The sequence below is a fragment of the Haloechinothrix salitolerans genome, assembly GCF_042662605.1.
Taxonomy (GTDB): domain Bacteria; phylum Actinomycetota; class Actinomycetes; order Mycobacteriales; family Pseudonocardiaceae; genus Haloechinothrix_A; species Haloechinothrix_A salitolerans.
Window position 1 is genome coordinate 2,879,277 of the sequence record NZ_JBHSXX010000001.1, and the last position, 10,943, is coordinate 2,890,219.

The 10,943-nt window shown below is 69.8% G+C and carries 10 protein-coding genes and 1 pseudogene; 8 read left to right on the top strand and 3 right to left on the bottom strand.

Translation table 11 applies throughout. From position 1 onward, the window contains the following. Positions 1-96: 96 nt before the first annotated feature. Positions 97-1,032 (bottom strand): ribonuclease Z, encoded by a 936-nt coding sequence (locus ACFQGD_RS13685; RefSeq protein ID WP_345397998.1) that lies wholly within the window; start codon positions 1,030-1,032, stop codon positions 97-99. Then, entirely contained in the window at positions 1,019-2,422 is a 1,404-nt protein-coding gene (locus ACFQGD_RS13690) for a PucR family transcriptional regulator (RefSeq protein WP_345398001.1), read from the bottom strand. The genes ACFQGD_RS13685 and ACFQGD_RS13690 overlap by 14 nt, the downstream gene beginning before the upstream one ends. 83 nt (positions 2,423-2,505) lie before the next feature. Between ACFQGD_RS13690 and ACFQGD_RS13695 the strand changes: the two genes are divergently transcribed. The 7 genes and pseudogenes from ACFQGD_RS13695 (at position 2,506) to ACFQGD_RS13725 (ending at position 9,328) form a co-directional block, all read left to right on the top strand. Next, complete coding sequence (locus tag ACFQGD_RS13695; protein WP_017985083.1) at positions 2,506-3,912, top strand: aldehyde dehydrogenase family protein; 1,407 nt, start codon at positions 2,506-2,508, stop codon at positions 3,910-3,912. Positions 3,913-4,017: 105 nt separating this feature from the next. After that, entirely contained in the window at positions 4,018-4,440 is a 423-nt protein-coding gene (locus ACFQGD_RS13700) for a YciI family protein (RefSeq protein WP_345398005.1), read from the top strand. Positions 4,441-4,468: 28 nt separating this feature from the next. Beyond that, positions 4,469-4,960: pseudogene (locus tag ACFQGD_RS13705) on the top strand (sigma factor); the annotation flags it as partial. Next, positions 4,914-6,572: a recombinase family protein gene (locus ACFQGD_RS13710; protein WP_345398008.1), complete on the top strand. Its 1,659-nt coding sequence runs from the start codon at positions 4,914-4,916 to the stop codon at positions 6,570-6,572. The pseudogene ACFQGD_RS13705 and the gene ACFQGD_RS13710, both read left to right, overlap by 47 nt. Further along, positions 6,569-6,769, top strand: a complete 201-nt coding sequence (locus tag ACFQGD_RS13715; RefSeq protein WP_345398011.1) for a hypothetical protein — start codon at positions 6,569-6,571, stop codon at positions 6,767-6,769. Before ACFQGD_RS13710 ends, ACFQGD_RS13715 begins: the two co-directional genes overlap by 4 nt. Next, positions 6,766-7,494, top strand: coding sequence for a DUF2637 domain-containing protein (locus tag ACFQGD_RS13720; protein ID WP_345398014.1), 729 nt, complete (start codon positions 6,766-6,768; stop codon positions 7,492-7,494). Before ACFQGD_RS13715 ends, ACFQGD_RS13720 begins: the two co-directional genes overlap by 4 nt. A gap of 415 nt (positions 7,495-7,909) precedes the next feature. After that, entirely contained in the window at positions 7,910-9,328 is a 1,419-nt protein-coding gene (locus ACFQGD_RS13725; protein ID WP_345398017.1) for an HsdM family class I SAM-dependent methyltransferase, read from the top strand. On the opposite strand, the gene ACFQGD_RS13730 is transcribed toward ACFQGD_RS13725, so the two are convergent. Beyond that, positions 9,309-10,177 (bottom strand): IS5 family transposase gene (locus ACFQGD_RS13730; protein WP_377478175.1). Its coding sequence is split into 2 segments (ribosomal slippage): positions 9,309-9,809 and positions 9,812-10,177, totalling 867 coding nucleotides; the frame shifts between segments, so codons are not numbered across the junction. The genes ACFQGD_RS13725 and ACFQGD_RS13730 overlap by 20 nt on opposite strands. A gap of 99 nt (positions 10,178-10,276) precedes the next feature. Between ACFQGD_RS13730 and ACFQGD_RS13735 the strand changes: the two genes are divergently transcribed. Then, positions 10,277-10,879, top strand: a complete 603-nt coding sequence (locus ACFQGD_RS13735) for a restriction endonuclease subunit S domain-containing protein (protein ID WP_345398020.1) — start codon at positions 10,277-10,279, stop codon at positions 10,877-10,879. The last annotated feature ends 64 nt before the right edge of the window (positions 10,880-10,943 follow it).

Sequence of the window (10,943 nt, forward strand, 5' to 3'; positions counted from 1 at the left end):
CGTGTGACGCGGGCCCCATCGCGGCAGGGGTACTGTAACGGCTCCCATCGGTGGTTTCGCGGCGATATCGCGGCCGCGCCGACCGGCGGAAAATGGTCAGCCTGCCGCCGCTCGGTAGGGACGCCGCGACGGCACCGCGATCCGGCTGATGTCGGAGGCCACCACGATCTCCCCGCCGAACGACCCGGCCGCCTCGGCGCGGAACGCCTCCGGGGCCGGGTACCGCTGCGAGAAGTGCGACAGCACCAGCTTCCGCACCCCGCACTCCGCCGCCACCCGTCCGGCCTGCGCGGCCGTCAGGTGCCCGTACTCGGTGGCCAGCGCGGCGTCCGCGGACAGGAACGTGGATTCGATCACCAGCAGGTCCGCGTGCTCGGCCAGCTCGAAGACGCCGTCGCAGAGCCGGGTGTCCATCACGAACGCGAACCGCTGGCCCCGGCGCGGCTCGCTCGCCGCCGACAGCTCGACCCGCCGCCCGCCGACCTCGACGAACCCGTCCCGCTGCAGCTGCCCGACCGCCGGGCCGCACACGCCGAGCGCCGCCAGCTGGTCCGGCAGCATCCGCCGGGTGTCCGGCTCGACGAGCTGGTACCCGAACGACTCGACGGGGTGGGACAGCCGCCGCGCGACCAGACGGCCGAACGCGCCGCGCGCGATCTCACCCGGCTCGGTCACCGGCGACTCCACCAGTTCCGCCGTCTCGTGGAAGACGCTCGCGTGCCGCAGCCGCGCGAAGTACTCCGCGCCGGAGGCCGGGTAGTGCGCGACCACCGGGTGCCGCACCCCGTCCAGCGACAACCGCTGCACCACGCCCGGCACGCCGAGGCAGTGGTCGCCGTGGAAGTGGCTCAGGCAGATCCGCGTGATCGAACTGGCCGCCACCCCGGCGAACAGCATCTGCCGCTGCGTGCCCTCGCCCGGGTCGAACAACAGTCCCTCGCCGTCCCAGCGCAGCAGGTAGCCGTTGTGGTTGCGGGTGCGTGTCGGCACCTGGCTCCCGGTCCCCAGCACCACCAGTTCACGCACGGACACCCCCCGACCCTAGGCCGCGCAGCCGCAACGCCGTCCACAGCTCCGCCCGCACGTCTGGGTCGTCGAGATCGCGCCCGGTCAGCTCGGCGACCTTGGCGATGCGGTTGCGCAGGGTGTGCCGGTGGACGCCGAGCCGCGCCGCCGCCGGGTCCCACTGCCCGTGCCGCCGCAGCCACTCCGCGAGCGACGCCACCAGATCGCCGCGCCCGGTCTCGTCGTGGCGCAGCAACGGTTCCAGCACCGCGGCGGCAAACGCTTGCGCCTCCTCCGCGGGCAGCAGCGAGACCAGGTCACCGCGGAACCGCACCAGCTCGGTCTTCGAGGCGACCCACATCGCCCGTCGGTGCGCCTGCGCCAGCTCGGCGTAGCCGGCCGCCGGCGCCACCCCGCCGGCCAGTTCCGGGGACCAGCCGGACGGCCCGATCGCCACGACGAGCCCGTCCAGTTCGGCGGCAAACGCCGGGCTACCGTCGAGGGCGTCGAGCACCCGGTCGGGCCGGCCGGTCAGCGCGAACACCTCGACCGGCTCCGGCGGCAGGCCGGCGATCCCGGCGACCAGCTCGTGCTGCCCGGCCAGCAACAAACGCATACATGCGGCATGAACCTTGCGGCGCTCCGACTCCAGCCCGTGCGCCCGCGTCACCGTGAGGGTGAGCAGTGACGCGGCGGCGCTCAGCACGTGCCCGCTGGTCCGGTCGAACGGCTCCGGCCGCCCGGCGACGAGGAACCCCTGGTCGCGCAGCACCTGGACGACCACGTGCTGCCCGTCCACCTCGAAACTGGCACTCGCCGGCCCGCCGCGCAGCCGCGCCAGCTCACCCGCCACGGACGGCAGCCGTTCCGCGGCCGCGGCCGGAGCGGCCCGCACCAGCTCGCCACCGCGACCGACCAGCAGCACGAACCCGTCGAGCAGCCGCGCCAGCCGTCGCACCGCGGCGTCCGGCCCCCGCAACGCGGCCCGCGTCAGCTCCTGCTGCGCCGCGTTGGTTGCGGTGACCTCGGCGTACGAGTCGGCCGCGAGCGCCGCCGACACTGCTTTGCTGATCGCGATGAAGGGCGTCCGCCGCGGCACTTCGAGCAGTGGCAGCCCGGCGTCGGCGGCGGCGCGCACCAGCGCGGTGGGCGCCTCGGCGTGGCTGAGCCCGATGCCGAACCCGAGTCCGGCCAGCCCGCGCGCCGTCAGCCTGGTCACGTACCCGGGTTCGCCGGACAGCCGCAGTCCCGTGGTGAGCAGCAGCTCGCCGCCTTCGAGGAACGGCGTCGGATCGTCCAGCTCGCTGACGTGCACCCACCCCACCGGGCGGTCCAAACCGGACTCCCCGGCCAGCACGCGCAGACCGAGCGTCGGGTCGGCGAGCAGTCGCCGCAGAGTCACCGGCACGAGCACCACTCTGCCACTTCGTCCAGTTCTCGGACCAGCGACTGGCCAGTCCGGCCATTTCCGTCCGCGCCGGGCGGGCCTATGCTGGACCGATGACCTTCCCCTACTGGGTCGCCGGGCGCCCGGCGACGAGCGACGATCTCGTCGAAGTCCGCAATCCCCGCGACGGCGCGCTCGCCGGAACCACCAGCAACGCGACCGCTGCGGACGTCGAAGCCGCCGTCGCGGCCACGCACGACGTCCGGCACGAGGTCGCGCAGCTGCCCGCGTACGTGCGCGCGGACGCCCTGGACCACGTCTCCCGGCGCCTGTCCGAGCGCGCCGACGACATCGCGGACCTGATCCACGCCGAGTCGGGCAAGCCGCTGAAGTGGGCGCGGGCCGAGGTCGGGCGCGGGGTGTCGACCTTCCGCTGGGCCGCCGAGGAGGCCCGCCGGTTCTCCGGCGAGCTGCAGCGGCTCGACACCGACGCCGCCTCCGCCGGGCGGCTGGCGCTGGTCCGGCGCGCGCCGCGCGGGCCGGTCCTGGGGATCACGCCGTTCAACTTCCCGCTCAACCTCGTCGCCCACAAGGTGGCCCCGGCGATCGCCGCGGGCTGCCCGATCGTGCTCAAGCCCGCGCCCGCGACCCCGCTGACCGCGCTGGTGCTCGGCGAACTGCTCGCCGAGACCGGCCTGCCCGCCGGCTCGTGGTCGGTCCTGCCGATGCCGAACGAGGCGGCGAGCGAACTGGTCGCGGATCCTCGCCTGCCGGTCGTGTCGTTCACCGGGTCCGGGCCGGTCGGCTGGGCCATCCAGGACCGGGTGCCGCGCAAGCACGTGACCCTGGAGCTGGGCGGCAACGCGGCGGCGATCGTCTGCCCGGACTGGACGGACCTGGAGTTCGCGGCGCAGCGCATCGCGACCTTCGGCACCTACCAGGGCGGCCAGTCGTGCATCTCGGTGCAGCGGGTCTACGCGCACCGGGACGTGTACGCCGAGCTGGCCGACCGGGTCGTCGCCCACGTGCGCAAGCTGGACGTGGACGGCGAGGTGGGCCCGCTGATCAACGAGGCGGCCGCGGCTCGGGTGCAGTCATGGGTCGACGACGCGGTCGCGGCGGGCGCCGAACTGCTCGCCGGCGGGACGCGGCAGGGCGCGACCGTCGCGCCGACCGTGCTCGCCGGTGCACCGGAGGACTGCGCGGTCAACGCCGAGGAGATCTTCGGCCCGGTGCTGTCGCTCGCCCCGGTCGACTCGGTCGAGGAGGCCTTCGAGCGCGTCAACGCGTCGCGGTTCGGTCTGCAGGCCGGGGTCTTCACGCACGACCTGCGGGTCGCGTTCGAGGCGTCGGCGCGGCTGGAGGTCGGCGGCGTGGTGGTCGGCGACGTGCCGAGCTACCGGGCCGACCAGATGCCCTACGGCGGGGTCAAGGAGTCCGGCACCGGCCGGGAGGGGGTCCGCGCGACGATGGAAGACCTCACCGAGCAGCGGGTTCTCGTGCTGACCGGGGTGCGCTGAAGATTCCCGAAAGAAAATTGTCCGCCGTTGTCGATCCGCCCGGGGCTCGATCGATGTCATCGTGACGGTCCCATTGGGGACCACCTCGACAGCAGGGAGACGACGATGAAGTTCATGGTCCTGGTGAAGGGCGACGAGAACACCGAGGCCGGCGCCATGCCCACCGAGCAGGAGCTGGCCGAGATGGGCAAGTTCAACGAGGAGCTGGTCAAGGCCGGTGTGATGCTCGCCGGCGAGGGCCTGCACCCCACCTCGAAGGGTGCGCGCGTGCGGTACTCCAGCGAGGGCACGGCCGTGATCGACGGCCCGTTCGCCGAGTCGAAGGAGCTGATCGCGGGCTTCTGGATCCTCGACGTGAAGTCGAAGGAGGAGGCCGTCGAGTGGCTGAAGCGGGCGCCGTTCCGGGACACCGAGATCGAGATCCGGCAGGTGTTCGAGGCCGAGGACTTCGGTGACGCGCTCACGCCGGAGCTGCGCGAGGCCGAGGAGCGGATGCGCAAGCAGGTGGCCGAGCAGCACGGTCAGTAAGACCTTGCCCTCGCCGCGGTGAGGTGGTGTGCTCGGTGACCGTGACGGTCACCGAGCACACCGCACCGTCGATGCCGTGTGGCGCATCGAGTCCGCGAAGCTGATCGCCGCGCTGACGCGCATGATGCGCGACGTCGGGCTGGCCGAGGAGCTGGCGCAGGACGCGCTGGTGGCGGCGCTGGAGCAGTGGCCGTCCTCGGGTGTGCCGCCGAACCCGGGCGCGTGGTTGATGACGATCGCCAAGCGCCGCGCGATCGACCACTTCCGGCACCTGAAGATGGCGGAGCGCAAGCACGAGGAGATCGGGCTCGACCTGGAGACGACGCAGCAGGCGATCGAGGTCGAGCCGGACGAGGTGCCGGACGACCTGCTGCGGTTGATCTTCACGGCGTGCCACCCGGTGCTGAAGACGGAGGCGCGGGTGGCGCTGACGTTGCGTTTGCTGGGCGGGCTGACGACGGACGAGATCGCGCGTGCGTTCCTGGTGCCGGAGTCGACGGTGGGAGTACGTCGAACCCGGACGCTCGGGAACTGAGATGACTAAACGGGAGGCGTTCCAGCGCATGCTCGCGCGGGTCCGCAGCCAGGGCGATGTCGACGTGATCATCATCTACCAGCTCTCGCGCATGGCGCGTAACCGCTACGACGACGCGGTCGTCATGGCGGACCTGCGCAAGCGCGGCGTCACCCTGGTTTCGGCCACCGAGGCCATCGACGACACCCCGGTCGGTCAGCTGATGCACGGCATCCTGGCCACGTTCAACGAGTACCAGTCCCGCCAGTCCGGTGCCGACATCGCCTACAAGATGGGGCAGAAAGCCCGCAGCGGCGGCACTCTCGGCCGCGCCAAGCTCGGCTACCTCAACCACATCGACCATTCCGACGGCCGCGTCATCCGCACGATCATCGTCGACCCCGAACGCGCGCCCTTTGTCCAACTGGGTTTCGCCCTCTTCGCCACCGGCGACTACACGCAAGAGGAGTTGTCCGACGAACTCTACGACCGCGGTCTCCACACCAGGGCCACCCGGCGGCATCCGGCCAAGAAGGTCTCGGAGAACAAGATCTCGCAGATGCTGCACGACCGCTACTACCTCGGCTACGTCGACTACGACGGCGAAGAAATCCAGGGGCGGCACGAAGCGCTCATCGACGAGGACCTCTTCGACACAGTCCAGGAGATCCTCGACTCGCGAATGACAGCCCAAGAACGCCGCCGTGTGCACCACCACTACCTCAAAGGATCGCTCTTCTGCGGGCGCTGCCGACGCGAGGGCATCAAGCGGCGGATGATCATCCAGCAGACCACCAACTCAAAGGGCGCCGAGTACACGTACTTCTTCTGCCGAGGCCGACAGAAGGGGGCGTGCCAAGCACCGTACGTCAACGTCGCGCTCATCGAGGACGCCGTCGAGCGGCATTACGCGGCGATTCGCTTCAGCCAGTCCTTCATCGCTGACATGCGCGACCAAGTCGATGCCGTGATCGGCGATCAGGAAAAGTCCGCGAGGCTGTTGCGCAAGCAGATCACCGCACAACTCAAGGAACTCGACACCAAGGAGGAGAACTTGATCGACCTCGCAGCGGACAGCACCCTTCCGCGGACCAAGGTCAAGGAGAGGCTCCGCGACATCGCGATCGAGCGCCGCAAGCTGGAAGGGCGCCTCGAAACCGCGAACGCCGACCTCACCGACAGCGCCCAGCTCGTCAACGCCAGTCTCGCGCTGCTCGAACAGCCCGACAAGCTGTACCGACGCTGCAACGACCAGCAGCGGCGGCTGCTCAACCAGGCGATCTTCCAAGCCCTCTACATCGAGGACGAGGAGATCACAGACGGTGAACTCCAGGAGCCCTTCGGGCTGCTCCACGCCATCCAGGGCGACCAGGCCAAGGCCACAGCGACCAGCCCGCTGCCCACAAACAAGAAGGCCACCCGCAATGCGGGTGGCCCCTGCTCGCCTCCAGGCGTCGCGGTCCTACTTCGTGGCCTTCATTCAGGCACTTGTTCTAGTAAGACCTCTAAGGTGGGCCTAACGCTTCAGCGTACGAACCAAAATATCTTGGTCGAAGGCCCTGAGATCACGATCCGCCCGGTCGGTACCCGTCGCCTGTCGGCAGGCGATGCCCGATGAACCACGACACGATCATCGCCGGGCTGACGACGGTGCAGGCTGATGGGCTGGCCTGCGTGGCGTGCGGAGCTGACTATCTCCAGGTCCGCGTTCCGCATGTTCCGGTGGGCCGGTCGGTGACCGGTTCGCAGGTGTTCGCCTGCGTCGGCTGCTGCCCGGACGACGCACCGCGCGCGGCGAGAGGTGTGCGGCGATGAGCGCCACGGCAACCCCGGCTCGGCGGGACCGTGCGTTGTGGGTGCAGTGCGCGTGCACCGCGCTGGTCGCGCTCGGCGCGGCGTACGCCTCCTACCGGCACGGCCGCGAGTTCGCCTTGCGGTTCGGTGCCGACGAGGCGACGGCGGCGATCTGGCCGTTGATCGTGGACGGCATCCTGACCACAGCCACGGTCGAGCTGTGGAAGACCAGCCACGGCCGCCGTGCCGGTGGCCGGTGGGCGGCCTGGTTGTCCTTCGTATTCGGGATTTGTCTCTCGCTCTGTGCGAACGTGGCGGCGGCCCCGGAGTTGAGCGTGTTCGCCGTGGCGGTGGCGGCGTGCCCGCCGCTGGCGCTGCTGTTGGCGGTCGAGTTGCTCAACCGCGCGCTCAAGCGGCACCGCGCCGAGACCGCCAGCGAGACCGGCGAGACGGGCGACGAGACGGCTCCGGCGGTGCATCTCGCGGTGGTCCCGGACGAGGCTCGTCCGGTCGAGCCGACCGCCGAGCAGCGGATGTGGGCGTACTACGTGACCGAGCGGGCCAAGGGCCGCACGCCGACCGGCGCGGAGCTGGACCGCGCAGCTGGGACGAACAACTACGGCCGCAGGGTGCTGCGGCGCTGGGCGGAGACCGGCCGGATCACCGAATACAGCGGGTTGGTGCATGTGGGCAACACGGGACGGGTCCTGCCTGCAGATGGGCAGGCCGTGCGCCAGCCGAGCTGACGAGTCGCGCCAGGCATACCGCGCTCGACAGCTCGATCTTGTTTGACCTGCGTTTTCTCGGTTGTACCACCACGATCTCATCGGCGGCGAGGCGGAGTTCGGGCACGGTTCGTAGTCAGTACAACGGTCGCCGACCATTCGATCACGCGTTGGTGCGGAACGGCCTGGACGTCGAAACCGATGTCCTGGCCTATGGCGTATGTAGTAACGAGCGTCCTCCTGCGAAGTGGACTGAGTGAAGCCAAGCGCGCGCGATGGGGAGATCGTCCTGCGTGCGATGTCACCACGAAAGCAGTTCTCAAGATCGCTTCTGAAAGCACTGTCAATAGGCACTGTCCAGTCAAACTTGGCTTGCAGCTGTGTACAGGAGTAGTCTTCGCCGCGTTCCGCCGATCGCCGATGACAGGACGCCGCGATGCCCGACTCGACAGCGCAGGTGACTGCCGCCGAGATCTCGCGACTGGCTGGGGTCACGCGCGCCACGGTGAGCAACTGGCGACGCCGTCACCCAGATTTCCCGAGCCCGACAGGTGGCACGGACACGAGCCCGACCTACGACCTGGATTCCGTCCGCGAATGGCTGTCCGAGCGCGGGCAACTACCGGAGGCGACGCCGGAGGCGGAGCTACGCCTGGCGTTGCGGGGGGCTCTCGATGGACGTGCGCTGGCCCGGCAACTGCTACCGCTCGTTCCGCCGCTCGCGGGGCTGTCTCCGGAGGGGTTGGCAAAGCTCGCCGACCTGCCCGAAGAGTCGTTCGGCGAGGAGTTGGCCGGGGCGTCGCGCGACGACACTGAGCTGCCTACGGTGCCTAGTTCGGCGGCCCGAGCGCTGTTGCGCTGTCTGGATGCGCGGGGCGCAGAGGTGACGTTGCAGCTCCTCGCTGAACACCTGATCGACGCCGCGGCGACCGGGATGTACCCGACCCCGCGTGAACTGGCTGATCTCCTGGTTGCGTTGCCGGGCAGCGTCGCTCGAACCCTGGACCCCGCCTGCGGGGGCGGGGGACTGCTGGCGGCAGCGGCACGTGCGGGCGCGGAATGCGTGCTCGGCCAGGAGATCGCCGACGATCAGGCCGCGTTGGCGCGGGTCCGTGTCGACATCACGGCCTCGGACGGTGACGTGCATCGTGGCGACAGCCTTCGGTCGGATGCCTTTCCGGACAAGCGAGCCGACGCGGTGGTGTGCAATCCGCCCTTCGGCGTCCGCGACTGGGGACACGACGAACTCGCCTACGACCCGCGGTGGGTCTACGGCCTGCCGCCGCGGTCGGAGTCCGAACTGGCGTGGGTGCAGCACTGCCTCGCGCATCTGCGCGCGGACGGTACGGCCGTGGTCGTGATGCCGCCAGGCGCGGCCGTACGATCCGGCGGTCGGCGCATCCGCGCCGAACTTGTGCGCACAGGCGCGTTGCGGGCGGTGATCGCGCTGCCGCAAGGCGCCGCGCTGCCGCTGCATGTCAACCTGCAGCTGTGGGTGCTGGCTCCGCCGCCGAGCGCCGGTCCGCGGCCGATTCTGTTCGTCGACGCCTCGACAGAACCGAACCGTGGCCGGGAGATCGACTGGAAGGCCGTGTCCGAACGAGTCCTGGCGGCCTGGCGCGCATTCCGCGAGGACCCGGAAAGCGTCGAGCCAGAACCCGGCGTGGTTCGTACCAGGTCGGTAGTGGACCTCCTCGATGACACGGTCGACCTCACTCCACAACGTCACGTGCGGGGCGGGGCCGTCCTCGATCCCGACCTCCATGACGCGCTCGCCCACGAACTACGGGACCGGCTGCGGCGTACTGGAAACGCTCTAGGTCGTGTCCTGCAATTCATCGTAGCCAGAGGATGATGGCGGCGATGGTGAGTTCTGCCTGGTAGTAGGCGGCGCGTTTGGCGTAGCGGGTGGCTAGGTCGCGGAACTGTTTGAGCCGGTTGAAGCAGCGTTCGACGACGTTGCGCTGCTTGTACAACTCGGCGTCGAAGGCGGGCGGGCGTCCGCCCCGTGAGCCGTGCGCGGCGCGGCGGGCGATTTGGTCGTCGCGTTCGGGGCTGACGAACCGGATCCGGCGTTGTCGCAGGGCGTGGCGGGTCGAGGGGTGCGAATAGGCCTTGTCCGCGATCACCACCTCGGGACGGCGGCGTGGGCGGCCAGGCCCGGTGCGAGCGACACGGATCCCGTCCAGCAGCGGCACCAATTGTGGATTGTCACCAGCCTGCCCCGGGGTGAGCACAACCCGCATGGGCAGCCCGCGTCCCTCGACCACGAGGTGGATCTTGGTGCTCAATCCGCCGCGGGAACGTCCGAGTCCTTCGCCGTCGACCGCGATCGCCTCGATGGCGGGCGTGCAGCCCCCTTTTTCCGGGCTCCCGCAGCATGCTGGTGAGCCCGGACCACCGAGGAATCGACACTGATCACCCACTCCACGTCCCCGACAGCGTCGTCTTTGACGATCACCTCGTCCAGAATCCGCTGCCAGGTACCGTCCTTGGTCCACAACCGCAGCCGCTCATGGGCGGTCTTCCACGGCCCATACCGTTCGGGCAGATCACGCCAGGGCGCGCCGGTCCGAAGCTTCCACAGAATCGCATTGATCACCTGCCGGTGATCCCGCCACCGCCGCCCCGGCCCCGACACCGCCGGCAGCAGCGGCTCAATCCGCGCCCAGGCCCGATCCGTCAACTCACCCCGACCAACCACGGACAAGATCAAACCCCATCCGCAGCTAGATCATTTACAGGACACGCCCTAGTCGGTCTCAGCCATGGGCGGCTGTGGCGGACGGCGGGAGCGGAAGCGGTGTCGTGGCGAACGGCCACGGTCGCCGACCTTCTGCGCGGCGGCGCTCTCACCCTGTACCGCGCGACGCCGACGCGAGAGGCGGTATCGCGCGACGCTGGCGAACCACCATCGGTGCTGACCCAACACGATGTCCGCACTGGCGAACCGCCGTCTGGTTCCCTGCACGGCAAGCCGGTCGACAAGCTTGTCCCGATCGAGGTGGGCGACGTGCTCCTGCCGGAGACGTTGCACCACGTCGGCCCGGTCACGGCCCGCGTCGCCGACGAACACGATGCGGGCAGCGTCCTCGGCCCGCACCTGTTCCTGCTGCGCCCGGATCCAGAACGGCTGGATTCGTACTTCCTGGCCGGGTTCCTTTCCGCCGACCAGAACATCCATGGCGCGGCCGTGGGTAGCTCCATCCAGCGAATCGATATCAGACGGCTGCGGCTACCGCTCATCCCGATGGAACGCCAACGCCGATACGGGCACACGTTCCGCCGGGTCCACGCCATGCGCTCGGCCGCGAACCTCGCCGCGAAGATCGCACAAGACTTGGCCGACCACTGGGCGCTCGGCCTGACCAGCGGAGCACTGTTGCCACCGCTGGATGATCCGTGACCCACCGGCGGCTCGTCATGAATCCAGCGCCATTGTCCACTATTACTAAAACGAGGGAACGTTG